This window comes from Cupriavidus sp. DB3 (genome assembly GCF_020418465.1).
Taxonomy (GTDB): domain Bacteria; phylum Pseudomonadota; class Gammaproteobacteria; order Burkholderiales; family Burkholderiaceae; genus Cupriavidus; species Cupriavidus cauae.
Window position 1 is genome coordinate 404955 of the sequence record NZ_JAIZPL010000003.1, and the last position, 24210, is coordinate 429164.

General features: G+C 68.8%; 18 protein-coding genes. 4 read left to right on the forward strand and 14 right to left on the reverse strand.

Annotated features, from left to right (window positions below):
- Positions 1-3: 3 nt before the first annotated feature.
- The 8 genes from dacB to K7G19_RS11505 form a co-directional block, all read right to left on the reverse strand.
- The gene (gene dacB, locus K7G19_RS11470; protein ID WP_150083299.1) at positions 4-1596 is read right to left on the reverse strand and encodes a D-alanyl-D-alanine carboxypeptidase/D-alanyl-D-alanine-endopeptidase; all 1593 of its coding nucleotides are present in this window, start codon (positions 1594-1596) and stop codon (positions 4-6) included.
- A gap of 99 nt (positions 1597-1695) precedes the next feature.
- Complete coding sequence (locus K7G19_RS11475; RefSeq protein WP_226107336.1) at positions 1696-2685, reverse strand: hypothetical protein; 990 nt, start codon at positions 2683-2685, stop codon at positions 1696-1698.
- 90 nt (positions 2686-2775) lie between these two features.
- Entirely contained in the window at positions 2776-4407 is a 1632-nt protein-coding gene (locus K7G19_RS11480) for a hypothetical protein (RefSeq protein WP_226107338.1), read from the reverse strand.
- A gap of 195 nt (positions 4408-4602) precedes the next feature.
- Positions 4603-5151, reverse strand: a complete 549-nt coding sequence (locus K7G19_RS11485; RefSeq protein ID WP_226107340.1) for a MarR family winged helix-turn-helix transcriptional regulator — start codon at positions 5149-5151, stop codon at positions 4603-4605.
- A 37-nt stretch (positions 5152-5188) separates the two neighbouring features.
- Positions 5189-5683 carry a DUF3237 domain-containing protein gene (locus tag K7G19_RS11490; RefSeq protein WP_226107342.1) on the reverse strand — a complete coding sequence of 165 codons (495 nt, stop codon included), beginning with the start codon at positions 5681-5683 and terminating at the stop codon, positions 5189-5191.
- Complete coding sequence (locus K7G19_RS11495; RefSeq protein WP_226107344.1) at positions 5680-6831, reverse strand: ABC transporter substrate-binding protein; 1152 nt, start codon at positions 6829-6831, stop codon at positions 5680-5682. The genes K7G19_RS11490 and K7G19_RS11495 overlap by 4 nt, the downstream gene beginning before the upstream one ends.
- A gap of 34 nt (positions 6832-6865) precedes the next feature.
- Positions 6866-8128 (reverse strand): flavin-dependent oxidoreductase, encoded by a 1263-nt coding sequence (locus K7G19_RS11500; RefSeq protein WP_150083295.1) that lies wholly within the window; start codon positions 8126-8128, stop codon positions 6866-6868.
- A 126-nt stretch (positions 8129-8254) separates the two neighbouring features.
- Positions 8255-9007: a hypothetical protein gene (locus tag K7G19_RS11505; RefSeq protein ID WP_226107346.1), complete on the reverse strand. Its 753-nt coding sequence runs from the start codon at positions 9005-9007 to the stop codon at positions 8255-8257.
- A gap of 208 nt (positions 9008-9215) precedes the next feature.
- Here K7G19_RS11505 and K7G19_RS11510 point away from each other — a divergent pair, with 208 nt between their 5' ends.
- Entirely contained in the window at positions 9216-9428 is a 213-nt protein-coding gene (locus K7G19_RS11510; RefSeq protein WP_006579879.1) for a glycine zipper 2TM domain-containing protein, read from the forward strand.
- A gap of 248 nt (positions 9429-9676) precedes the next feature.
- On the opposite strand, the gene K7G19_RS11515 is transcribed toward K7G19_RS11510, so the two are convergent.
- Complete coding sequence (locus tag K7G19_RS11515) at positions 9677-10129, reverse strand: PACE efflux transporter (protein ID WP_150083293.1); 453 nt, start codon at positions 10127-10129, stop codon at positions 9677-9679.
- A 150-nt stretch (positions 10130-10279) separates the two neighbouring features.
- On the opposite strand from K7G19_RS11515, the gene K7G19_RS11520 reads away from it, so the two are divergent.
- The gene (locus K7G19_RS11520) at positions 10280-11194 is read left to right on the forward strand and encodes a LysR family transcriptional regulator (RefSeq protein ID WP_149316842.1); all 915 of its coding nucleotides are present in this window, start codon (positions 10280-10282) and stop codon (positions 11192-11194) included.
- Positions 11195-11386: 192 nt separating this feature from the next.
- Here K7G19_RS11520 and K7G19_RS11525 read toward each other — a convergent pair whose 3' ends face one another.
- Genes K7G19_RS11525 through K7G19_RS11540 form a run of 4 tightly spaced genes read right to left on the reverse strand, consistent with a single transcriptional unit; the run spans position 11387 to position 21030 of the window.
- Entirely contained in the window at positions 11387-12853 is a 1467-nt protein-coding gene (locus K7G19_RS11525) for an efflux transporter outer membrane subunit (protein WP_226107347.1), read from the reverse strand.
- 2 nt (positions 12854-12855) lie between these two features.
- Positions 12856-16185: an efflux RND transporter permease subunit gene (locus tag K7G19_RS11530; protein ID WP_226107348.1), complete on the reverse strand. Its 3330-nt coding sequence runs from the start codon at positions 16183-16185 to the stop codon at positions 12856-12858.
- A complete protein-coding gene (locus K7G19_RS11535) occupies positions 16182-19352 on the reverse strand; it encodes an MdtB/MuxB family multidrug efflux RND transporter permease subunit (protein ID WP_226107349.1) in 3171 nt (1056 codons plus the stop codon). Before K7G19_RS11535 ends, K7G19_RS11530 begins: the two co-directional genes overlap by 4 nt.
- A 25-nt stretch (positions 19353-19377) precedes the next feature.
- Entirely contained in the window at positions 19378-21030 is a 1653-nt protein-coding gene (locus K7G19_RS11540; RefSeq protein WP_226107350.1) for an MdtA/MuxA family multidrug efflux RND transporter periplasmic adaptor subunit, read from the reverse strand.
- Positions 21031-21327: 297 nt separating this feature from the next.
- Between K7G19_RS11540 and K7G19_RS11545 the strand changes: the two genes are divergently transcribed.
- Together K7G19_RS11545 and K7G19_RS11550 are read left to right on the forward strand one after the other, a co-directional pair.
- Positions 21328-22068, forward strand: a complete 741-nt coding sequence (locus K7G19_RS11545; protein WP_149316845.1) for a response regulator — start codon at positions 21328-21330, stop codon at positions 22066-22068.
- On the forward strand, positions 22065-23342 hold the full coding sequence (locus K7G19_RS11550) for an ATP-binding protein (RefSeq protein ID WP_150081631.1): 1278 nt from the start codon (positions 22065-22067) through the stop codon (positions 23340-23342). Before K7G19_RS11545 ends, K7G19_RS11550 begins: the two co-directional genes overlap by 4 nt.
- A gap of 114 nt (positions 23343-23456) precedes the next feature.
- Here the strand turns inward: K7G19_RS11550 and plsY are convergent, their stop codons facing one another.
- Positions 23457-24080, reverse strand: a complete 624-nt coding sequence (gene plsY, locus K7G19_RS11555; RefSeq protein WP_149316847.1) for a glycerol-3-phosphate 1-O-acyltransferase PlsY — start codon at positions 24078-24080, stop codon at positions 23457-23459.
- Positions 24081-24210 lie beyond the last annotated feature (130 nt).

The window sequence follows — 24210 nt, forward strand, 5'->3', positions numbered from 1 at the left end:
CCGTCAATGCGCCGCGGACGCCGGCGCGCCCCGATACACCCACTCCAGCAGCGCGTCATGCGCCTGCTGCGCCTGCGATGCATTCGGATGGTTGATCAGGCTGACGACGACATAGCGTCCGCCGTCGGCCGCATCGACATAGCCTGCGATGGCCCGCACATCGGCCAGCGTGCCGGTCTTCAGATAGCCATGCCCGGCCGCGCTGCTGCGCGTCAACCGGTTGCGCAGCGTGCCGTCCACGCCCAGCACCGGCAGCGAGTTCACGAAGATCGGCGCCGCCTCGCTCGCCAGCGCCTGTTGCAGCAGGCGCGCCAGATCGTAGGCGCTGATGCGTTCCTGCCGCGACAGTCCCGAGCCGTTGTCCAACGTCAGCCCCGGCATGTCGAGGCCCTGGTGCGACAGCCAGCGGCGGATCACCGCCGCCGAGCGCGCGGTGCTGGCCGGGCCGCCGCGATCGATCTCCGCGCCGACGGTCAGGAACAGCTGGCGCGCCATCACGTTGTTGGAGTACTTGTTGATGTCCCGGACGATGTCGGCCAGCGGCATGCCGTAGTGGCGCGTCAGCCGGAACGCGGGCCGCGGCACGCGGCCGCTGCGGACCGCGGGCGGCCTGGCGAAGGTACCGCCGGCCGCCAGCCATTGCGCGATGAAGCCGCCGCCGATGAAGTCGTCATGACTGAGCGCGGCAAAGTTCAGCACCTGCTCGCCGCAATCGGCCGAGTAGCTTCCCTCGAACGCGGCCACCACGGTGCCGTCCGTCTGCGGCGACAGCGTCGGCGTCGCGCCGGCGCGCCAGTCGCCGCAGCGGCCGTTGGTCAGCGCGAGCCGATTGTCCAAGCGCAGTTGCGCGAGCGGCGGCGTCACGGAAACGCCGACCGTTTGCGTGGCGGCATCCGGCGTCAGCGTGAAGGACAGGGTCTTGAACGAATACAGCAGCGCGTCCGGCGCCACGTTGTAGGCGCGATGGGTCTCGCCGTCGATGGTGCCGCCGTTGTCGAGCCCATTCTGGAAGTAGCTGCGATCGAGCACGATGTCGCCTGCAATGGTGGTCACGCCCGCGCGCAGCGCCCCGGCGACCAGCTTGGCCATTTCCTCGGGCACCAGCTTCGGGTCGCCCTGGCCGCGCAGATAGACGTTGCCGACCACGCCATCCGCGCCGGGCTCGCGATCCGCATAGAGCGAGGTCTGCCACCGGTAGCTCGGGCCCAGCAGTTGCAGGCCGGCGAACGTGGTGATCAGCTTCATCGTCGAGGCCGGGTTCATCGGCGTCTGGGCGTTCCAGCTGGCGGTGGCCGTCGGCGCGCCTTGGCGGACGACGTAGAAGCTGGTGGCGGAAAGCGGTACGCCCGCCTGCCGCAACGCCAGCAGCACGGACGGTGGCAGGCCCGTTTGATCCTGTGCGAGCGACAGCAGCCTGGCTTTGGATGCCGCCACCCTTGTCGACGACGAGGGCCCCGCTGCCTTGGCAGCGGCGGCCTTTGACTTGGACCGCTTGGTGGCGGCTTCGGAGTTGGCAGCGGCGCCGATTGCCAGGGCAAACGCCAGGAATGGCACCATGCTGCGGGCGAGAAGGGGGCGAGCAGGCATGGGCAGCATGGTACCGTAGTCGTCTGCAACGATGCGACCCCGATGCCCGACTCACCTGCTCATGGTGGCGAGGAAGCGCTGCCAGATCCCGGCTTCCGTGCGTTGGCTTCAGAGTTGGCGGAACAGCTGAAACAGCCAGATTCGCTGGTCGTCCCGAGTGTGACGCCTGCCTGCCCCGGGAAGAATACGGACACGGGGCGATGACTGCGACGCCGTGGATTGACAGCCGGCGGACGAGCTTCCCGCGCTGCCGAAGGCGGTCCGGTAGAGGGCACCATCCCGCGCGCTTCGGTCGAAATTGATGACCCGAAGGTCCAGCGCGCAATAGAACCGCTTCAACATTTGTGCAAGAGCCGCCGAGTCGATTCTTGAATACGTGTAGGCCTCCTCACGATCAGCGAATCCGTTGGGGACCAGAAAGCGGCCGAAGCGGTCCCGATCGAACAACTGTTCAAAAGCAAGTCCGAGCAGTCCTCTTTCACCGAGCGCGGGTGCAATACGAAGCAGGACGATATCGAGTTCGGAAACATGATTGACCGCGTGCTCGTCGGCGTACGGCTGCAGCATGTTTTGATGCTCGGCCAACTCGCCTTCGCTGAGCAAGGGAAAGTGGCGCGAAAACGAGAACGTCAACGTGTCCTTGTCGCACAGCAGATGCACGAATTCGGGACACATGGCGTTGTAGATTCGTGGAGTCAGCATTCCCAACTCCACCAGGTATCGCGCGGCATAACGAATGCATTCGGGCGGGGCGCTCGTCACCTCGTCGAATACCGTCGCCAGGCGCACGAATTGGCTGGCCGTCTTTCCCGAGCGGATACCTGCCTGCAAGAAGGACCGCAGGCGGCCGGGCGACCGTTCGAAGTACTGGAAAAGCGGGCGCAGTGGTCCGCCGCAAACCAGCACCTCGAATTCGTGCGTGGTATCCATCAAGGCAAGCGCGGCGTCCGGATCGGCATCGATCACCGCGAGCTTCAATTCCGTCGGCAGGGCGCCCAGATATCCGGGTCGATTGGAATGTGGCCGGTCGTGATGGTCCGTTCCGTAGAGATCGTGCGGCCTGGCCGTGTGCGTCGATGCTGTCGGTACCAATGGCATATGCAGTTCCCTCCCAGGTTTGAATCATGGATTGCCCCGATACCGCCGTCGAGCCGATCCGGTCTGCCGATCGGGCTCGCTCGTCAGTGCTCAGCCGCCGCCAGCGGACAGATCGCCGGGTACCGGAACGTTGCTGCTGGACGGCTTCTCGTCAAACACAAAATGCCGCGGGTCGCCCGACTGCGCCAACCGGTCGATCTCGTGCGCGAACATTTCGGCGCAGGCTGCAAGGATGGAAAGCGTCGCCTTGAACTTGAGCGACGTGATCTTGATGCTCCGGCCTTCCAACGCGAACGTCGCGACAGCACGAAGACCGGCATCTTCCGGCGCCGGCACGATGTTGCCGGCCGCCAGCGGCATGATATGCAACGCGGTGCCGATGTCGGGCGCCGGCTGGTATAGCTTGTAGGTGATCGTGCCGCCGATCGCTCTTCCGCTTTCATCGCACGCTATCTGCACGAGGTTGATCTTTTGCCCCGCGGCGGTCGTGATCGCCTCGGGAAGTCCAATGGCCCTGGCCAGCGCGATCGTCGCCGCGTTCTCCACCGCGCTGCGGGGCCGCTGCGTGATCAGATACAGCAGGGCATCGAACGTGTCATCGTTGCCCTCGGCGGCCGCGTGGATCTTCTCCATGGCGATATCCACAGCCCCCGGCAGACGATTCTGGATCTCCTTCTGCTGCTGCTCCACCGGCAGCCCTGCAAGCCCCTCACCGAAGCCTGGCGGAATCAATCGCTCGTTGGCGATCTCGCACGGATACACCAGTTCCGACTGATCCCTTGGAATGTCGGCCTGCAACTGAGCAATCAGATCCCGCCGCCATTCCGCCCTTTGCTTCGTGACATCGCCATAACTGGCAAACCGATTCAGCGCCATCTGGTCGGCGAAGAATTCCTGCAGGTCCTCCGTGGATCGGAGCTTCGCGTTCCGCATCAACGCGGGCAGCAATTCGTCGTTGAACCGGGCTTCCAGGGCCCTGGCCTGTTCGAGCGATTGCCGGAGGGCGCCGGACACGTCGCTGTTCGCTCTTTCGAAGCCCTCGTGAGCGGATGCGGCCTGACATATCTTGTGAATCAGATAGCCGCCCCCCGCCGCGCCCCCGGCAGCGAGCGCTCCGAGCAGCACGAGACCGAGAGGAGGGAAGGCGACCGTGACGACGAGCATCGCCAGTGCGCTGGCGATGCCGGCGATGCCCAGCAACAGGATGGCCTTGGCGCCGGGCGCCTCGTTGTCCGGATAGTCGCGAACATCGGTGGCCAGTTGATCCAGGTCGGCCAGCGCATCGCCCACCGACTTCGCGCACTGCTTGATATCGGCACGCAGCCGCAGCAGTTCCTGGCGCGTGATACGTACGTCGTTGTGTTGCTGCAGATCCCATGCTTCGATGCGGGCAGCGGCAGACTGGGCATCCGCGATCTTCTTGCCGCATCGTGCCGCGCTGCTCAGGATCTCGGCCTTGCGGCTCGTATCCGGCAACGAATGCACCGCGTTTGTGAGCTCCTGCCAGCCGGCATCGAGCAGGTCGATCACACGGGGCGCCGGCGGGTGCTCGACAGCGCCGGTGGGTTGCACGTGTTGCGCGCCATTGGCGGCCGCGGCATCGACGCGGGACGGCTCGATCTCATGCGGCTGAGGATGGGCTTCGGAGTGGATTGAACTGGTGTCCGGGAGGGAGCCGGCGGGATTTTCGGTGGAGCGAGGCTGGGCAAAGATACGGAACATGTCGTCGCGGCGGTGGGGTGGAGAAACGCCAACGATGGACGGCAACGTTGGCTGGGGCTTCAGGACAGCGAAGCCTACCCACCGCACTGCGACGCCGCTGTTCTAATCGTGGCGGCCGCTAAAGAATTTGAACCGATGGTTCAGCGACCCCGGGCGGCGTCGCGATATCCGGCGGCTGTCGGGGAGGCGAGAGCCTCAGCCGAGTCGCGCCAACAGCCCTCTCAGCGTCTGCTGTTCCTGCTCCGACAGGGCGCGCGCCATCTTCACGTCGTGGTCGCAAACCGCCCGGGTTGCCGCCTCCAGCGTTCGGCGTCCCGCCGCCGTCAACACCAGGCTGAACGCCCGCCGATCGTTGGCGGCCGGCCGTCGCGCCACCAGCTTCATTTCCTCCAGCGCATCGACTAGCAGCACCGCCCCCGAACGTGCAATGCCCATGATCCTGGCCAGGTCGGTCAACTTCAGGTCCGGATTGCGCGATATCAGCACCAGTGCCGAGAAGCGTGGCGGCGTGATGTTCCAGGGCGCCAGCGAGCGCACGAAGTCTTCGTAGAGCCGGATTTGCGCGCGGCGAATCGCGTAGCCGATCAGGCCGTCCAGAACCCCGTAGTCGACGTCCGGCAGATGCGGATCGAAGCCGCCGGCTTCGGTGGCGGGGTCGGGCGCGAGCGTATCGCGGGTCTTGCGCGCGGCCCGGGAAGAAGGGGACGAGGGCGAGGGCGGCGAGGAGGGCGGCGAAGCGGACATGGAGCAGGGGATGGCGGACGCGAAGCCCGCGATCCATTCAGGCGACGCGGAAGTATCGCATCTGCACGCGGTCCGGGAACCGCGCGCCGGTGGCGACAAAGGTGTGTTGCATCAGCCAGCGATAGGCGGGCGCCTGCGTTTCGAAGCGCGGGGCGGTGCGGAAGTAGATCCGCGACGGATCGACCGTCTCGCCGGCGGACAGGCGCGCCAGCAGATCGGCGGGACCGCTGCGCAGGCCGGCGTTGACGATGTAGATCCGTGCGCCGTCATCGGTCTGCACGACATAGCGCGCTTCGATCTCCGCGACCGTGACGCCGTCGCCAAGGTCCGGCCGGACCAGCTGGAAGTCGGCGCCGCCGGACAGCACACGGCCGCGCAGCAGCGGTCCATCGACGACCCCATCGAGAATCGGGATCACGCGCCGCTGCCCCACCGCGCTGGCGCCGACCTCGATCGCCGGATCGAGCCGGAAGCTGAAGTCGGCGACATGCTCGAGCTTCGGCGTGGGCAACACCAAATCGGCCGTCGTCACTTGAGCAGCTTCCAGTTGCCGTTGTCGATCGTCAGCATCACGCGGCCGCGCTGGTCGAAGCCGAAGTGGTCCTGGCTGGTGTAGTTCAGCACGCCGTGTGAGACCACGATCTCGCGCTCGCTTTCGAGCGCCGCCTTCAGTGCCGCGCGGAACTCCGGCGTGCCCGGCCTGGCCCGCTTCAGCGCGACCGGCACGATCCGCTGCAGCACCAGGCCGGCATCGTAGGGATGCGCGCCGAACTGCGTGCGGCTCTCCGCGCCGTACTGCTTCTCGTAGCGGTTCACGTAGTCGAGGCCCGGCTTCTTCGGCGCGCTGTCGGCGGCGAGCTGCTCGGGCACGATGACCGGGCCGGCCGGCAGGATGGCGCCGTCGACCGCCTTGCCGCCGATGCGGATCAGGTCCTTGGTGGCGGCGCCGTGCGTGTGGTAGATCGGCCCGCGATAGCCGCGCTCGCGCAGCGTGGTGTGGGGCAGGGCGGCGCCGGTGCCGGCGCCGGCGATCAGCATCGCGTCCGGGCGCGCCGAGATCAGCTTCAGCGTTTGCGCGGTGACCGCGGTATCCGAGCGCGCGTAGCGCTCGGTGGCGACGACGCGGATGCCGTTGGCCGCCGCCGCGGTGGTGAATTCCTTCAGCCAGGTCTCGCCATAGGCGTCGGCAAAGCCGATGAAGCCGATCGTCTTGACGCCCCTGGCCTTGGCGGTCGCGGCGACGGCGTCGGCCATCAGCCTGATCGGCTGGGCCAGCCGGTAGGTCCATTCGCCGCGGCCGGGCTTCAGTTCGATCGGCGAGAACGCCAACTGCACGGTCTTGCTCTCGTCGGCGACCTCGGCGATGGCAATCGACGGCGCCACCGCGGACGAGCCGAGGATGATGTCGACCTTGTCCTCGCTGACGAAGCGGCGCGCGACCTTGGTCGCCTGGGTCGGATCGGAGCCGTCGTCGAGCACTACATAGCGGATCGTCTCCCCGGCGATCTGCTGCGGCAGCAGGCCCAGCGACTGCTTCTGCGGAATGCCCAGCGATGCCGACGGCCCCGTCGACGAAATGCTGACGCCGACGGTGACGTCGGCCAGCGCGGGGCCGGCAAGCGCGCCGGTGGCGGCGAGCGCCAGAACGAGGCGCGCAAGCGTGGTGCGGCGAAGTGTCATCGAATGTCTCCCTTTTTTATGATGGCGCGGGCGGTCAGCGGGCGCCGCCCTGCACGGACTGGCGATCGAATCCCGCCAACTGCTTGTAGCGCAATGCGATCGCCTCGAGTTCGCTGCGCGCAATGACCTGCTCGATATCGGTGAAGCCCTGCGGCGCACGCTGCTCGGCCAATTGCATGACCTGCTCGGGACCGTTGAGCCGGTTGCGCAGCACGATGCCCGCCGTGCGCGGCAGCCGCTCCGCCTCGTACTCGCGCAGCGCGTAACCGGTATCGGGCGTGCCGAGCAGGCAGTCGACCAGATGGCGCGCATCGACGATCGCCTGCGCGCTGCCGTTCGAGCCGATCGGGTACATCGGATGCGCGGCGTCGCCGAGCAGCGTGACGCGATCGAAGGTCCAGCGCGGCAGCGGGTCCTTGTCGACCATCGGAAATTCGTAGATCGCGGCAGCGCCGTCGATCAGCGCCGGAATGTCGATCCAGTCCCAGCGCCAGCCGGCAAAGGCCTCGCGGAACACCGACTTGTCGACCTGCCGGTTCCAGTCGCTGCGCGGCGGCGTGTCCGACGCGTCGTCCGGCACGCGCAGCTCGGCGATCCAGTTGATCAGCGAACGGCCCTGCCGTCGCAGCGGCTCGGAGATCGGATAGGCGACGAACTTCTGGTCCTGGTGGCCGGCCATGAACATCGAGCGGCCATCGAGATAGGGCGGCGCCTCGGTGACCGCGCGCCACAGCATCCGCCGCGAAAAGCGTGGCTCGTCGCCGCTCGGATAGAACTGCCGCCGCACCGCCGAATGGATGCCGTCGGCGCCGACCAGCACGTCGGCGCTGGCCTGCACCTCGGCACCGTCGGCGCGCCGGCGCAGCGTGAATCGCACCGGCGAGCCGGGCCGCGCGCCGGTGTCGTGCACCGTCTCGAAGGCATGGCCGGTATGCACGCGCTCGGCGCCGAGCCTTTCCACCGCGGTCCGATAGAGCAGCATCTGCAGCTCGCCGCGATGCACGGAGAACTGCGGATAGGGATACCCCGCGGCGAGTCCACGCGGCTCGTGCCAGATCCGTTGGCCCAACTTGTTGTAGTAGGACAGCGAGCTGGTCTCGATCGCGATCTGCGCCAGCGCCGGCTGCAGGCCGAGCTCGGCCAGTTCGCGGACCGCATGGGGCAGCAGGTTGATGCCGACGCCGAGGGGCTTCAGGGATTCGCTGGCTTCCCAGACTTCGGCGTCGATGCCGTGGCGATGGCAGAGCAGCGCGAGCGTCAGCCCGCCGATGCCGCCGCCTGCGATGGCGATGCGCATGGTGTCTCCTGTGGCGGACCTGCGCGCGACGGGCGATCCGCTTTCGATCTTGATGGTCGACGAATTGTTATGGAGTATAACTAAATCGTCGACGTGCGCAAGCGCGAGCCGGTACGCCGGCCGGGATCAGTTGCCCCAGCTCGGCGACAGCAGGCGCAGGCCGATCGACACGAAGCGCGTCTCGCGCGGCTGGTTCAGCTGCGTGCCCCAGGTCATGTCGACCTGGACGCGCTGCGGCACGATCCACACCCGGGCGCCCAGCTGGATCCACGGCTTGTCTCCGCTTTCGCCGAAGCTCTCGGCGATCATGGCCCAGCGCTCGCTGACCGCCGCCTCGCCGGCCACGCCCCAGGTCATGCGGGTCTGCCGTTCGGCGCGATCGTGGGTGGCGCCGAGGTTCGCATGCAGCAGCAGGCGGTCGTCGCGCATCGACACCGTCAGCGGCAGATTCAGATAGAGCCCGCCCGGGGTCCTGCGCCGCTCGGCCTTCGGGTATTCGGTCATGCCGAGCGTCAGCGCGACGCCGTAGCCGTTGGTCTCGACCGGCTTGAGCACCGTCTTGCCCTGGAACTGCAGGTCGGTGATCGCGTTGCCGTGGCCGTCGCCGTATCGCTGCACCGCGCCGCCGAACGTCCATTCAAAGTTGCCGGTGAAATTGCAGCCCGGCAGCGCCCAGCGCTCGGTGCCGTCGCGGTTGAAGCGCAGCCACGATTCGAGCTGGCACGATTGCGGATCGACGATGCGCGCGTCGTCGGTGACCAGCGGCCGCGCCGCCCATGCCAGCGGGCTCAGGCACAGCAGCAGCGCTGCCGCGAAGGGGCGGCGCAAGGCGCAGAGGCGAAGGGGGATCGGCAGGCGGATCGGCAGGAGAAGCGGCATGAGAATCGGCAGCATGGTCGGGCTCGCAGTGGCGCGCCCGAAGTCTAACGCGCACCGATGACAAGGTGTCGCGCCACGCCGCCGTCGCCAACGGTGCGGCGACCCATGTGGGATTTATCTGACACCGACATAGGTGGCCATCGTCTGCCTGCCGTGGGCCATGCCCCCGCACAATCGAAGTACCTCTCGCCCGTATAAGGAGCTCTCGATGCGTACCCTTACCCTGTCGTTCGCGCTGGCCACGCTGCTCGCCACCGCGGGCTGCGCCGACATGACCGCCAAGCAGCGCAACACCGCCATCGGTGCGGGCGTGGGCGGGGTCGCGGGCGCGACCTTGATCGGCGGGCCGGGCGCCACGCTGGGCGGCGCCGCGCTTGGCGGCGTGGTCGGCAATGTGCTGACCGACGACAAGAAGAAATAAGAAACAGGGACAACAAGCAGGGACAAGAAGCAGGGATCGCGCGAGGGCGCCGCCAGCAGAGTCATCGCAGCGAGCCCTTGCAGCGTGCCACCCCAGCGCGCCACCACAGCGCGCCACCGCAGCGCGCCACCGCAGGGCGCGCGGCTTGCCCGCAGATTCGTCGCGCATTGGCGGCGCCAAAAAGCAGAACGCCCCGGCCGATGGCCGGGGCGTTGTCGTTGATGCCGTCTGTGTTGGCCTCGCGCCGGTCAGGCCGGCTCACTGCCCGAGGCCTCGCCGGGGACCGCGCGGCCCGGCACCGGGAACACGATGTCGTAGGCCCAGTTGTAGACGAAGGCGTAGACCACGTAGAAGCCGGCCACCGCCAGATCCATCAGCAGCGCATCGAGCAGGCTGATCTTCAGATACCACGCCACCGACGGCAGGAACACGATCAGCAGGCCCAGCTCGAACAGCAGCGCATGGCAGACGCGCACCGCCGGCGATTTGCGCACCGAGCCGGTCAGCCGCACCATGGCCTTGTCGAACATCAGGTTGTAGACGTAGTTCCAGACCGCGGCGACCAGCGAAGCGACCGCGGCGATCACGCCCATCTGGTGCAGGGCGTAGCCGAACACCCAGCTGCCCAGGGGCGCGAAGATCAGCAGGCCGATCAGTTCGAAGCCGACCGTGTGACGGATTCTGTCGAGCGTACCGCGCATTGTGCTGCTCCATGAAAGACAATGACGCCGAGTCTATCGGGTAGAGCAGCAGATACAAGTTGGGAAGTATCGCTTATACAGATGGGTCGCCGGAACTGTGGCACCATGGGGCCTTCCTCCGCTTCATCCGCATCCAGCCGAGCATCTGCCATGAGCCTGTCCCTTGAACAACTGCAAGCCTTTGTCGCCGCGGCCGAGACCGGCTCGTTTTCGGCGGCGGCGCGCCGCCTCGGCAAGGCCCAGTCGGTGGTCAGCACCGCCGTGTCCAATCTCGAGATCGATCTCGACAACGCGCTGTTCGACCGCAGCGGCCGCTATCCCGCGCTAACGCCGGCGGGCGAGCGCCTGCTGGTCGAGGCCCGCGTGATCCTGGAGCGCTGCGAGCATTTCCGCGGCGTGGCCAAGAGCCTGGGCGAGGGCGTCGAAAGCCGGCTGGTGCTGGCGGTCGACGAGCTGTATCCCGAGGAGACCTTGGGCGTGCTGCTGGAGGAGTTCTCGCACCGGTTTCCCGCGGTCGAGCTGGAGCTGCTGTTCCCGGTGATGGAGGACGTCAGCCGGCTGGTGCTGGAGGGCGGCGCGGACCTGGGCCTGATGTGGCGGCAGGAGGTCCTGCCGCCCGCGTTGGCGTTCCGCGGGCTCGGTTGGGTGCCGATGCAGATCATCTGCGCGCCCGACCATCCGCTGGCGGCGCAGCAGCGGGTCGGCTGGGAAGAGCTCAAGCGCCATCGCCAGCTGATGGTGGCGGTGCGCAGCGACAGCGAGGAGAAGATGCGCCTGCGCGTGGCCGCCGAGGTCTGGTGGGTCGAGAGCCACTGGGTCATCGTCGAGCTGGTCAAGCGCGAACTGGGCTGGGCCTTCGTGCCGTGGCACGTCGCCGCCAATTCGCCGGCCGCCGCGCAACTCGTTTCGCCCGAACTCGACTTCGACGATCAGGACTGGCCGGTGGCGATGGAGCTGGTCTGGCACAAGCAGCGTCCGCTCGGCAAGGCCGGCGCGTGGCTGCAGGAGCGGGTCAGCCACCAGCCGCTGCCGCAGCCGGCGCCACGGCGGCGCGCAGGGGGATGAGTTGCGCAGCAAGGTGGCAGGCGGGTTTGCCCTCTCCCCCAGCCCCCCCTCCCGCAAGCGGGAGAGGGGAGCACGGTATCGCTGGAACTGGCGATGCGTGGGTGAATACGCCGGTTCTCTCCCCTCTCCCGCAAGCGGGAGAGGGGCGGCGGGGGAGAGGGCAAGGGCGCCGGCATCCCGCCGGCGCACCGCTCAGCGCGCCACCGCCGCGCCGTCCCCGGCTTCCTTCGCCACCGCCGTCCCCGGCCCCTGCCAGCCGCCGCCCAGCGCCTTGATCAACACCACGCTGGCGCTCAACTGCCGGCCGGCGATCGACAGCGCGGTGCGCTCGGCGGTATAGGCCGCGGTCTGTGCCGTCAGCACGTCCAGCAGCCCTGCAGTACCCGCGCGATAGCGGTTGTTGACCAGCGACAGCGCCTCGCGCGCGGACTGCAGCGCCTCGTTCTGTACCACCGCTTCCTGCTCGAGCAGGCGCGCCGCGGCGAGGTTGTCCTCGACCTCCTGGAACGCCGTCAGCACCGTCTGGCGGTAGTTGGCCACGGTCTGGTCGTAGACCGCGATGGCCTGTTCCTTGGCCGCGCTGCGCGCGCCGAAGTCCAGCAGCGTCATCGCCAGTTCGGGGCCGAACGACCAGATCCGGTTCGGCAGCGACAGCCAGCGCTCCAGCGAACTGGACGTAAAGCCCCCCGCGGCCGACAGGCTCAGCGTCGGGTAATACGCGGCCTGCGCGACGCCGATCTGCGCGTTCGCGGCCGCCATGCGGCGCTCGGCCGCGCCGATGTCCGGGCGGCGTTCGAGCAGCTGCGACGGCACCGCGACCGGCACGCGCGGCACCGTCTCGGTGAAGTCGATCGGCGCCAGCGAGAACGCGGCCGGCGGCTGTCCGGTCAGCACCGCGATCGCATGCTCGTACTGCGCGCGCTCGATCTGGATGTCGATCAGCTGCGCCTGCGCGCTCTTGAGCTGCGTCTCCGATTGCAGCACGTCGGAGCGTTGCGCGATGCCGGCCTGGTACTGGTTGCGCACCAGCTGCAACGACTTCTCGTAGTCGGCCACGGTCCGCTGCAGCAGCGCCTGCTGCGCATCGGCGACGCGCAGCAGGAAATAGGTCTGCGCCAGCGTGGCCTGCGTCGACAGCAGCGTCGAGGCCAGGTCGGCCTCGCTGGCCTGCGCGCTGGCCTCGCTGCTTTCGACCTGGCGCCGCACGCGGCCCCACAGGTCCACTTCCCAGCTGGCCGACAGCGTCGCCGTCTGCCCGCTGCTGATATTGCCGTTGCCGCTGCGCGAGCGGTCCACGCTGGCCTGCGCGCCGACCACCGGGAAGTAGCCCGAGCGCGCCGCGCGCAGGATCGCGGTGGCCTGCCGGTACTGCGCCTCGGCGGCGGCGATGGTCTGGTTGGAGATCTTCACGCGCGCCATCAGCGCGTCGAGGTGCGGATCGCCGAACACGGTCCACCAGTCGCCGCGCTGGCTGGCGTCGCCCGGCTCGGCGGGCTTCCATTGGCCCCATTCGGCCGGCGCCTCCTTGAAGGTGGGCGTCACGGGCGCATCGGGCCGCTGGTAGTCGGGGCCGACCGCGCAGGCGCCGAGCAGCAGCGCGCAGGCCATCACGACGCAGCGGGGCAGGGAGAAGGGGCGGGTCATCGCTTTCTGGGTCATCGTCACGAATCGAATCCGGCAGGCGTGGGCGCGGACGGCGCGCCGCCGCCGCTGTTGCGACGGGCCTGGCGGCGGTTGCGCCAGGCCTGCCACTTCAGGCGCCAGCGGTCCAGCGTCAGGTAGACCACCGGCGTGGTGTACAGGGTCAGCAGCTGGCTGACCAGCAGGCCGCCGACGATCGAGATACCGAGCGGCGCGCGCAGCTCGGCGCCGTCGCCACGGCCGAGCGCCAGCGGCACCGCGCCGAGCAGCGCCGCCATCGTCGTCATCATGATCGGGCGGAAGCGCAGCAGGCAGGCGCGATAGATCGCCTCGCGCGGCGTCAGCCCCTCGCGCCGTTCGGCATCGATGGCGAAGTCGATCATCATGATCGCGTTCTTCTTGACGATGCCGATCAGCAGGATCACCCCGATCAGCGCGATCACGCTGAACTCGGTGCCCGAGGCCAGCAGCGCCAGCAGCGCGCCGACGCCCGCGGACGGCAGCGTCGACAGGATCGTCAGCGGGTGCACGTAGCTTTCGTACAGCACGCCGAGCACGATATAGATCGTGATCAGCGCCGCCAGGATCAGCAGCGGCTGGCTGCGCAGCGACTCCTGGAAGGCGCTGGCGGTGCCGGCGAAATTCGCCTGCAGCGATTCGGGCGCGCCGATGCGGGCCATCTCGTGCTGGATGCGCTCGGTCGCCTGCGACAGCGACACGCCCTCGGCCAGGTTGAACGAGATCGTCGAGGCCGCGAACTGGCCCTGGTGGTTGACGCCCAGCGGCGTACTGGTCGGCACCACGCGCGCGAACGCCGACAGCGGCACCCGATTGCCCGCGCCGGTCACCACATAGATGTCCTTCAGCGCGTTGGGCCCCTGCAGGTACTCCTGACTGAGCTCCATCACCACCCGATACTGGTTCAGCGGATGGTAGATCGTCGACACCAGGCGCTGGCCGAAGGCGTCGTTCAGCAGCGAATCGACCTGCTGCATCGTGACGCCGAGCCGCGACGCGGTGTCGCGATCGACGATCACCGAGGTCTGCAGGCCCTTGTCGTTGGTGTCGGTGTCGATGTCCTCCAGCTCCTTCAGGTTCGACAGCGCATTGCGGACCTTGGGCTCCCAGGCGCGCAGCACCTCGAGGTCGTCCGAGCGCAGCGTGAACTGGTACTGCGAACTGCTCTGGCGGCCGCCGATGCGGATGTCCTGCACCGGCACCAGGAACAGGTTGGCGCCGGGCTCCCTGGCAAGCTTGCCGCGCAGCCGGGCGATCACCTCGTTGGCGGTCTCGGTCCGTTCCGACAGCGGCTTGAGCGTGACGAACATCTGCCCGGTATTGCGCTGCGAGCCGCCGGTGAAGCCGGTCACGTTGACCACGGCGGGGTCGGACTGCACGATGCGGATGAAGCTGTCGAGCTTCTGGCGCATCGCCTGGAACGAGGTGGCCTGGTCGGCGCGGATGAAGCCGATCAGCCGGCCGGTGTCCTGCTGCGGGAAGAAGCCCTTCGGCACGATCACATAGAGCCAGACGTTCAGGCCGATCGTCACCAGCAGGATCAGCCAGACCAGGCGGCTGTGCCGCAGCGCCACCGACAGCGAGCGCGCATAGCGCTCGTTGATCCAGGTGAACACGCGCTCGCTGGCGCGATACCAGCGGCCAGGCGGGCGCTGCCGCTGCGGCTCGCGCAGCAGCCGCGCGCACATCATCGGCGTGGTGGTCAGCGAGACCACCAGCGAGACCAGGATCGCCACCGACAGCGTGATCGCGAACTCCTGGAACAGCCGGCCGATGATGCCGCCCATCAGCAGCAGCGGGATGAACACCGCGATCAGCGACAGGCTCATCGAGATCACGGTAAAGCCGACCTCCCTTGCGCCGCGCAGTGCCGCCTGCACCGGCCGCATGCCGGCCTCCAGATGGCGCGAGATGTTCTCCAGCACGACGATCGCATCGTCGACGACGAAGCCGGTGGCGATCGTCAGCGCCATCAGCGACAGGTTGTTCAGCGAGAAGCCGGCCAGGTACATCACGGTGAAGGTGCCGATCAGCGACACCGGCACCGCGACGCTGGGAATCAGCGTGGCGCGCACGTTGCGCAGGAACAGGAACACCACCATGATCACCAGCGCCACCGAGATGATCAGCGTGTGCTCGACCTCGCGCAGCGACGCGCGGATGGTCGGCGTGCGATCCATCATCACGTCCATCGAGATCGCGGCCGGGATCATCTGCCGCAGCGTCGGCAGCATCTCGTTGACGCGGTCGACGGTCTCGATGATGTTGGCGCCCGGCGAGCGGTTCAGCACCAGCAGCACGGAAGGCTCGCCGTTGGCCGAGCCGGCGTTGCGCACGTCCTGCACCGAGTCCGTCACGGTGGCGACGTCGGACAGCCGCACCGGCACCGCGAAGGCGTTCGGCCCGCTGGTGGCGCCATTGCTGCCGCTGGCATTGTTGACGGTCGTGGTGGTCGTGCCGCCCGCGGTCACCGTGGTGGTCGTCACGCCGTTGACGGTGGTGGTGCGCACCGTGCCGCCCGAGGTCGCGCTCGACGTGCTGGCGATCAGCGCGCCGGCGGTGGTGGTCGAATAGCTGCCCGGCGTCGCATAGCGGATGATCAGCGGCATGTAGTCTTCCGCCTTCATCGCCTGGTCGTTGGCGTAGATCTGCCAGGCCTTGCTGTCGTTCTCGACCACGCCCAGCGGCCGGTTCGCATTGGTCGCGCTGATCGCGTTGCGCACGTCGGATAGCGCGATGCCGTACTTGTTCAGCGCGGTGGGGTTGAGCGAGACCCGCACCGCCGGCAGCGAGGCGCCGCCGATCGTGACCTGGCCGACGCCCTCGATCTGCGACAGCTTCTGCGCGAGGATGGTCGAGGCGGCGTCGTACAGCTGGCCGCGTGTCATCGTCGGCGAGGTCAGCGCGATGATCATGATCGGCGCGTCCGACGGGTTGACCTTGCGGTAGGTCGGGTTGCCCGGCAGGCTGCTCGGCAGCGTCGCGCGCGAGGCGTTGATCGCTGCCTGCACGTCGCGGGCGGCGCCGTCGATGTCGCGCGACAGGTCGAACTGCAGCACGATCCGCGTCGAGCCGAGCGAGCTGCTCGACGTGATTTCGTTGACGCCGGCGATCGAGCCGAGCGCGCGCTCCAGCGGCGTCGCCACGGTGGCGGCCATCGTCTCGGGGCTCGCGCCCGGCAGCGAGGCCGACACCGAGATGGTCGGATAGTCGACCTGCGGCAGCGGCGACACCGGCAGCATCCGCAGCGCGGCCAGCCCCGCCAGCAGGATGCCCAGCGTCAGCAGCGCGGTCGCGACCGGCCGGTGGATGAAGATGGCCGACAGGTTCATGGCGCCCTCGGCGTGTCGACGGGCGGCGGGGCTCCGGGGGTGCCGCCCGGGCCGAAGTCCGCATCGACGTCGGCGTCGGGATCGCCGAAGCGGCGGCGCCGCCAGCCCTTGAGCCGGCCGGCGACCCGGTCGAACGCCAGGTAGATCACCGGCGTGGTGAACAGCGTCAGCACCTGGCTGACCAGCAGGCCGCCCACCATCGTGATGCCCAGCGGCCGGCGCAGCTCGGAGCCGATGCCGGTGCCCAGCATCATCGGCAGCGCGGCCAGCAGCGCCGCCATCGTCGTCATCAGGATCGGGCGGAAGCGCAGCAGGCACGCCTCGAAGATCGCGTCGCGCGGCGCCATGCCGCGTTCGCGTTCGGCCTCCAGCGCGAAGTCGATCATCATGATCGCGTTCTTCTTGACGATGCCGATCAGGAGGATGATGCCGATGATCGCGATGATGCCCAGGTCATGGCCGGCCAGCAGCAGCGCCAGCAGCGCGCCGACGCCGGCCGACGGCAGCGTCGACAGGATCGTCACCGGATGGATGGTGCTCTCGTACAGCACGCCGAGCACGATGTACATCGTGACCACCGCGGCCAGGATCAGCCACAGCGTGTTCGACAGCGACGCGCTGAAGGCCAGCGCCGCGCCCTGGAAGGTGGTCTGCATCGAGATCGGCAGGCCGATCTCCTGCTCGACCTGCTTGATCTTGTCGACCGCATGGCCCAGCGACGCGCCCGGCGCCAGGTTGAACGAGATCGTCGCGGCGGGGAACTGGCCCTGGTGGTTGATCACCAGCGGGCCGGTGCGCTCGCTGATGCGGGCGAACGCGCCCAGCGGCACCTGTCCGCCGGACGAGGAGGGCAGCCGGAGCTCGGCCACCGCCTGCGGGTTGTCGCGGAATTCGGGCATCGCTTCCAGCACCACGCGGTACTGGCTCGCCTGCGTGAAGATCGTCGATACCAGCCGCTGGCCGTAGGCGCTGTACAGCGCGCTGTCGATCACCGCGGTGGTGATGCCGAAGCGCGCGGCCGCGTCGCGGTCGATGTCGACATAGACGCGCAGGCCGTTGTTCTGCTGGTCGGTGGCGACGTCGCGGAATTCGGGTTCCTCCTTCAGCCGCTCGACCAGCTTCGGCACCCAGGTCGCCAGCGTCTGCGGATCGGGGTCTTCCACCGTGAACTGGTACTGGGTGCGCGAGACGCGGTCCTCGATGGTCAGGTCCTGCACCGGCTGCATGTACAGCGAAACGCCGCCCATTTCCTCGACCGCGGCCTGCAGCCGGTCGGTCACGGTCGCGATGTCGTCGCGCTCGCCCTTGGGCTTCAGGTTGATCAGCATGCGGCCGGCGTTCATCGTGGTGTTGGTGCCGTCGACGCCGATGAAGGCGGACACGCTCTGCACCGCCGGGTCCTTCAGCACCACCTCGGAGACCGCGCGCTGCTTCTGCGCCATCGCCTGGAACGAGATGCTCTGCGAGGCCTCGGTGACGCCCTGGATCACGCCGGTGTCCTGCACCGGGAAGAAGCCCTTCGGAATCGCCAGGTACAGCACCACCGTCAGCGCCAGCGTGCCGATCGCCACCAGCAGCGTCGCGCGCTGCCGCCCCAGCACCCAGTTCAGCGCGCGGCCGTAGCGCTCGATCACGCGGTCGAAGAAGGCGCCGGTGGCGCGATGAAAGCGCGGCAGCTGGTCCTCGGGCACATGGCGCAGCATGCGCGCGCACATCATCGGCGTCAGCGTCAGCGACACCACCGCCGAGATCAGGATCGATACCGCCAGCGTCACCGCGAACTCGCGGAACAGCCGGCCCACCACATCGCCCATGAACAGCAGCGGGATCAGCACCGCCACCAGCGAGAAGGTCAGCGAGATGATGGTGAAGCCGATCTGCTTCGAGCCCTTGAGTGCCGCCGCCATCGGCGACTCGCCCTTCTCGATGTAGCGCATGATGTTTTCGATCATCACGATGGCGTCGTCGACGACGAAGCCGGTCGCGATGGTCAGCGCCATCAGCGTCAGGTTGTTGATCGAGAAGCCGGCCAGGTACATCACGCCGAAGGTACCGACCAGCGACAGCGGCACCGCCACGCCGGGGATCACGGTCGCCGGCACGTTGCGCAGGAACAGGAAGATCACCATCACCACCAGCGCGATCGCCAGCAGCAGCTCGATCTCGACGTCGTGCACCGAGGCGCGGATGGTGGTGGTGCGGTCGGTCAGCACCTCGGCCTTGACCGAGGCCGGCAGCGAGGCCTGCAGCTGCGGCAGCATGGCCTTGATGCGGTCGACCACCGCGATCACGTTGGCGCCGGGCTGGCGCTGGATGTTGACGACGATGGCCGGCTTGCCGTTGGCCCACGCGGCCAGCCGCGAGTTCTCCGGGCCGTCGACGATGGTGGCCACGTCGGTGATGCGGATCGGCGCGCCGTTCTGGTAGCCGATGATGATCTGGCGGTATTCGTCGGCCGAACGCAGCTGGTCGTTGGCGTCGATGGTCGAGGCGCGCGCCGGGCCATCGAAGCTGCCCTTGGCGCCGTTGACGTTGGCCGCGCCGATCGCGGTGCGCAGGTCGTCGATCGACATGCCGAGCGCGGCCAGCGCGGTCGGATTGGCCTGGATGCGCACGGCCGGGCGCTGGCCGCCGCTGATGGTGACCAGGCCCACGCCCTGGATCTGCGAGATCTTCTGCGCCACGCGCGTATCGACCAGGTCCTGCAGCTTGGGCAGCGGCAGCGTGTCGGAGGTCATCGCCAGCGTCAGGATCGGCGCGTCGGCGGGATTGACCTTGCTGTAGACCGGCGGCATCGGCAGGTCGCCGGGCAGCAGATTGCTGCCGGCATTGATGGCGGCCTGCACCTCCTGCTCGGCGACGTCCAGCGGCAGCGTCAGGTCGAACTGCAGCGTGATCACCGACGCGCCGCCCGACGAGGACGAGGACATCTGCTTCAGGCCCGGCATCTGGCCGAACTGGCGCTCCAGCGGCGCGGTCACCGCCGAGGTCATCACGTCGGGGCTCGCGCCCGGATACAGCGTGGTGACCTGGATGGTCGGGTAGTCGACCTCGGGCAGCGCCGACAGCGGCAGCATCCGGTAGGCGACCAGCCCGGACAGCAGGATCGCGAGCATCAGCAGCGCGGTGGCGACCGGCCGCTCGATGAATAGGCGTGACGGGTTCATGCAGCGTCCTCGTTACGGCGCGGGCTCATTGTCGTGGTGCCGGCGCGGCGGCGGAGGCCGCGCGCGGAGCCGCACCCGGCGTCGCGCTTGGGGCTGCGCTTGGGGCTGCGCTTGGGGCTGCGCTCGGGGCCGCGTCGGGCGCCGCGCCTGGTGCCGACCCCGCGGCCGGCGCGCTCGCGCCGCCTTGCTCGCGCGGACCACGCGGACCGGCCGCCTCCGGACCCGAAGCGCCGCCCGCACGCCGGCGGCCACGCGCACGCGGCTCGCTGGCGGGCGCCACCGCCGCCGCGCGCGCGGCCGGATCGACGGTCTGCACCGTCATGCCCTCGCGCAAGCGGTCGGCGCCGTCGACCACGACGCGCTGGCCCGGTTGCAGGCCGCGCAGCACCGCGGTCTGTTCGCCGTCGCTGGGTCCGAGCGCGACGGTCTGCACCTTGACCTTGTTCTCCTGGTCGACCACATAGACGAAGGTGCCCTGCTGGCCGCGCTGGATCGCCGCGACCGGCACCACGGTGGCGCCGGCCAGCGTATCCACGCGCATCCGCACATTCACGAACTGGTTCGGGAACAGCATGCCGTCGTCGTTGCGGAACACGGCCTTGAGCCGCACCGTGCCGGTGGTGGTGTCGATCTGGTTGTCGGTGGTCAGCAGCGTGCCGTCGGCCAGCTTGTTGCGCGCCTGGCGGTCCCAGGCCTGCACCGGCAGCGTCTGGCCGGCGTTCAGCTGTCTGAGCACGCTGGGCAGGTTGTCTTCCGGAATCGAGAACAGCACGGCGATCGGCTGGATTTGCGTGATCAGCGCGATGCCGTTGGCGTCGGAGGTGCTGACGATATTGCCCGGGTCGACCTGGCGCAGGCCGATGCGGCCCGAGGTCGGCGCCTTGATGCGGGTGTAGCCCAGCTGCAGGCGGGCGTTGTCGACGTTGGCCTGGTCGGTCTTGACCACGCCCTCGTACTGGCGCACCAGCGCGTCCTGCGTGTCGACCTGCTGCTTGGCGATCGAATCCTGCGCCAGCAGCGTGCGGTAGCGCTGCTGGTCGATGCGCGCGTTCTGCAGCAGTGCCTGGTCGCGCGCCAGCTGCCCCAGCGCCTGGTCGAGCGCGGCCTGGAACGGGCGCGGGTCGATCTCGGCCAGCAGGTCGCCGGCCTTGACCATCTGGCCTTCCTTGAACAGCACGCGCAGCAGCGGCCCGGAGACCTGCGCGCGTACCGTGACGTTGGCGACCGGGGTCACGTTGCCAAGGCCGTTGAGCACCACGTCCATGTCGCGCTGCACGACCGGGCTGACCACCACCGGCGCGGCCGGGCCGCTCATGCCGCGACCGGGGCCGCCGGGTCCGCCGGGGATGCGGCCGCCCGGGCCGGGCTGGCCCGCCTGGCCGGCATCGGGCGCGCCGCGGTGGCTGTACCAGTACCAGCCGCCGCCGGCCAGCAGCAGCACCAGCAGGCCGGCGATCCAGATGCCGCGGCGGCGGCGCGGATGGCCAGGCTCGGATGGCGGGACGGGGCCGTTGCGGCGCTCGGGGCCGGCATCCGGGCGGATGGTGGGGCCATCAGCGGGGCGGTCAGCGCGGCCATCAGCGGGCCGGCCGGCGGGCGCCTCGGTGGAGGCATCGATCGGATGATTCTCGCCGTGCGTCGTGGGTTTGGCGGGCTGGTTGGAATCGGAATTGGCCATTCACTGGGGTCCTGGAGCGGGTCCTGAAGCAGATCCGGATGCGGGGCCTGCGCACGCGGCGCTGCGCGGCCCTGTCGATCGATGGAAAGACGCAGAAGTATGCCGCAACGGTCGGAGGCGGCTCCGGATGCGGAGCGGGGGCGACCTGCGGCGACGTGGCAAGGATACGGCGTGAGGCGGGGCAGACCTATGTCGGCGGGGAAGGGCTTTATTACAGATAATTACCAGCGCGCCCCGTGTAACTTGCCGAAACAACATTGCGGCGGCCCGGCCGGCGTGCCTGTTTATCATCCGGCTATGCGACCCAATCAGCCCACCCAGATCCTGGTCGTCGACGACGATCCCGACTTGCGCGACCTGCTGCGCGAGTACCTGACCCAGCAAGGCTTCGCCGTTTCGGTGCTGCACGACGGCGACGGCCTGCAGGCCCGCCTCGAACGCGAACGCCCGGCCCTGATCGTGCTCGACCTGATGATGCCCAAGGTCGACGGCCTGACCGCGCTGCGCAAGCTGCGCGCCCGCAACGACGATATCCCGGTGATCCTGCTGACCGCGCGCAGCGACGAGATCGACCGCATCGTCGGCCTCGAGATCGGCGCCGACGACTATCTGGGCAAGCCGTTCTCCCCGCGCGAGCTGCTGGCCCGCATCAACGCGGTGCTGCGCCGCAAGCTGGCGCGTCCGGCGGCGGCGCCCGAGGACCGCGACAGCGCGACCTTCGGCCCGTTCAAGGTCGACTTCCGCCAGCGCACGCTGGTGCGCTCCGGGCAGGCGCTGCCGATCAGCGACACCGAATTCGCGCTGCTGAAGCTGCTGCTGATGCATCCGCTCGAAGTGCTGTCGCGCGAGCGCATCGTCGAGCTGATGTACGGCGCGGCCAGCGGCGTCAGCGACCGCGGCATCGACGTGCAGATCTGGCGCCTGCGCCGGCTGCTCGACGAGGACGCGCAGCGGCCCCGCTATATCCAGACCGTGCGCGGGCGCGGTTACACCTTCGTGCCCGACGAGGCAGAGCAGGCGGACCAGGCCGCGTCATGAAGCTGCGCATCGACACCCTGTTCGGCCGCATGGCGCTGCTGATTGCCGCGGTGCTGGTGATCAGCCATTTCTCGTGGCTGGCGATCCTGCGCATGGACCGCCGCGAGCAGCGCATGGAATATTCGGTCGAGCAGATGCTGTTCCAGCTCGACAGCATCCAGCGCGCGCTCGACGCCAGGCCGCCGGCGAAGCTGCCGAGCCTGGTCGAGGTCGCCGGCGAGGCCAGCGCCGAGGAACATGCGCGCGCGCCGACCGACCGCTCGCGCCGGCTGGTCGAACGCTTCTCGGGCCGGTTGCCGCCGGGCACCCAGGTGCGTATCGAGGACGAGGACACGCCGCGCATCTGGATCAAGCTGCCGACGCGCCAGGACTGGATCGCGATGCCGATCCTGTGGGTCCATAACCCGCCGCTGGACAACCGGCTGATTCCCGGGGCGATGCTGGTGGTCAGCGTGGCGATCGTGTTCGCGCTGCTGATCGCATGGCAGATCCAGCGGCCGGTGCGCGAAATGGCCAATGCCGCCGGGCAGCTGTCGCGCCAGCAGCCGGTGGCGCCGCTGCGCGAGCGCGGCCCGCTGGAGCTGCGCCAGCTGATCGAGCGCTTCAACAAGATGGTGGCCGACCTGGCGCGCATCGACCAGGAGCGCAACACGATGCTGGCCGGCATCGCGCACGACCTGAAGACACCGCTGGCGCGGCTGCGGCTGCGCGCCGAGATGCTGGCCGATCCGAAGGCGGCGGCGGGCGTCACGCGCGACGTCGACTCGATGTCGGCGATCGTGGAGCAGTTCCTGGCCTTCGCGCAGAGCGCCGAGCCAACCGCGCGGCCGGTGCCGGTCGATCGCCGCATGGCGGAGCTGGCGGCGTCGCTCGCCGAGCAGGAGCGTCCGGTGGACCTGTCGCTGGAGGCCGGCGAAGGCTTCCGGCTGATCGCCACGCAGCTCGATCGCATCATCGGCAACCTGGTCGACAACGCCTACCACTACGGCGCGCCGCCGGTCAGCATCCGCACCGCGCGCGTGGCGGAGGGGTGGCAGCTGGTGGTCGAGGACGCGGGCGGCGGCATTCCGGAGGATGCCTTCGACAAGGTCACGCTGCCGTTCGTGCGGCTGGACCCGGCCCGCGGCGGCAATGCGCATTCGGGCCTCGGGCTGGCGATCGTCGATCGGCTGGTGCGCCAGTCCGGTGGCAGGCTGACGCTGGCCAACCGGCCCGAGGGCGGCCTGCGCGTCGAGATGGTGTTCCCGTTCGCGCAGCTGGCCAAGGCGGCCTGAGGCATGCCGTCGTCCCCGCGAAGGCGGGGATCCGGTGACTTGCGATGGATCGCGTGCGGGCGAAAGACCGGGGCCCCGCCTGCGCGGAGGCGACGAGCAACGTGCAGCCGCGGCTTACTGCTGCGGCTTTTTCTTTTCGCCGATGCGGCTTTCCTGGCCCGCCAGCAGCTTGGCGATGTTCTGGCGATGGCGCAGGATCAGCAGCGCGCTGATGGCGAGGATCGCCGCGGCAACCACGTCGGTGCCGAACATCAGCACGTAGAAGAACGGCGCGAACACGGCGGACACCAGCGCGGCCAGCGACGAGTAGCGGAAGAAGGCGGCGATGATCAGCCAGGTCGCCAGCGTGCCCAGCCCCAGCCACGGATGGATCGCGAACAGGATGCCGGCCGCGGTCGCCACGCCCTTGCCGCCCGCAAAGCGGTGGAACACCGGGAACAGATGCCCGAGGAACACCGCCACCGCGACCAGCGCGATGCCGGTCTGGTCGACGCCGTAGTCCGGCCCGAAGCGCTGCGCCAGCCAGACCGCCAGCCAGCCCTTGAGGCCGTCGCCGAGCAGCGTCAGCAGCGCCGCCTTCTTGTTGCCGGTGCGCAGCACGTTGGTCGCGCCCGGATTGCCGGAGCCGTAGGAGTGCGGATCGGGCAGCCCCATCGTCTTGCTGACCACGACAGCGAAGGAGATCGAACCGATCAGGTAGGCGAGCAGGGCGAACAGCGGATTGGCGAGATTGGCCATGGGCGGGGTCGAAGACGGGGTCGAAAAAGCAGCGGAAGGGCGGAGGAGAACCGCAACGGGAGCAAAAAACTGGCGCGATTGTAGCGCGCCGGCGTGGCGCTCACGACCGTGATTACCCGGGCACGGAGGA

Excerpts from the sequence above, each read along its gene's own strand:
- K7G19_RS11530 (WP_226107348.1), bottom strand. The coding sequence starts at position 16,185 with ATGAACCTGTCGGCCATCTTCATCCACCGGCCGGTCGCGACCGCGCTG.
- K7G19_RS11540 (WP_226107350.1), bottom strand. The coding sequence starts at position 21,030 with ATGGCCAATTCCGATTCCAACCAGCCCGCCAAACCCACGACGCACGGC.
- K7G19_RS11475 (WP_226107336.1), bottom strand. The coding sequence starts at position 2,685 with ATGCCATTGGTACCGACAGCATCGACGCACACGGCCAGGCCGCACGAT.
- K7G19_RS11520 (WP_149316842.1), top strand. The coding sequence starts at position 10,280 with ATGAGCCTGTCCCTTGAACAACTGCAAGCCTTTGTCGCCGCGGCCGAG.
- dacB (WP_150083299.1), bottom strand. The coding sequence starts at position 1,596 with ATGCTGCCCATGCCTGCTCGCCCCCTTCTCGCCCGCAGCATGGTGCCA.
- K7G19_RS11515 (WP_150083293.1), bottom strand. The coding sequence starts at position 10,129 with ATGCGCGGTACGCTCGACAGAATCCGTCACACGGTCGGCTTCGAACTG.
- K7G19_RS11510 (WP_006579879.1), top strand. The coding sequence starts at position 9,216 with ATGCGTACCCTTACCCTGTCGTTCGCGCTGGCCACGCTGCTCGCCACC.
- K7G19_RS11480 (WP_226107338.1), bottom strand. The coding sequence starts at position 4,407 with ATGTTCCGTATCTTTGCCCAGCCTCGCTCCACCGAAAATCCCGCCGGC.
- K7G19_RS11500 (WP_150083295.1), bottom strand. The coding sequence starts at position 8,128 with ATGCGCATCGCCATCGCAGGCGGCGGCATCGGCGGGCTGACGCTCGCG.
- K7G19_RS11485 (WP_226107340.1), bottom strand. The coding sequence starts at position 5,151 with ATGTCCGCTTCGCCGCCCTCCTCGCCGCCCTCGCCCTCGTCCCCTTCT.
- plsY (WP_149316847.1), bottom strand. The coding sequence starts at position 24,080 with ATGGCCAATCTCGCCAATCCGCTGTTCGCCCTGCTCGCCTACCTGATC.
- K7G19_RS11550 (WP_150081631.1), top strand. The coding sequence starts at position 22,065 with ATGAAGCTGCGCATCGACACCCTGTTCGGCCGCATGGCGCTGCTGATT.
- K7G19_RS11545 (WP_149316845.1), top strand. The coding sequence starts at position 21,328 with ATGCGACCCAATCAGCCCACCCAGATCCTGGTCGTCGACGACGATCCC.
- K7G19_RS11535 (WP_226107349.1), bottom strand. The coding sequence starts at position 19,352 with ATGAACCCGTCACGCCTATTCATCGAGCGGCCGGTCGCCACCGCGCTG.
- K7G19_RS11495 (WP_226107344.1), bottom strand. The coding sequence starts at position 6,831 with ATGACACTTCGCCGCACCACGCTTGCGCGCCTCGTTCTGGCGCTCGCC.
- K7G19_RS11505 (WP_226107346.1), bottom strand. The coding sequence starts at position 9,007 with ATGCCGCTTCTCCTGCCGATCCGCCTGCCGATCCCCCTTCGCCTCTGC.
- K7G19_RS11525 (WP_226107347.1), bottom strand. The coding sequence starts at position 12,853 with ATGACCCAGAAAGCGATGACCCGCCCCTTCTCCCTGCCCCGCTGCGTC.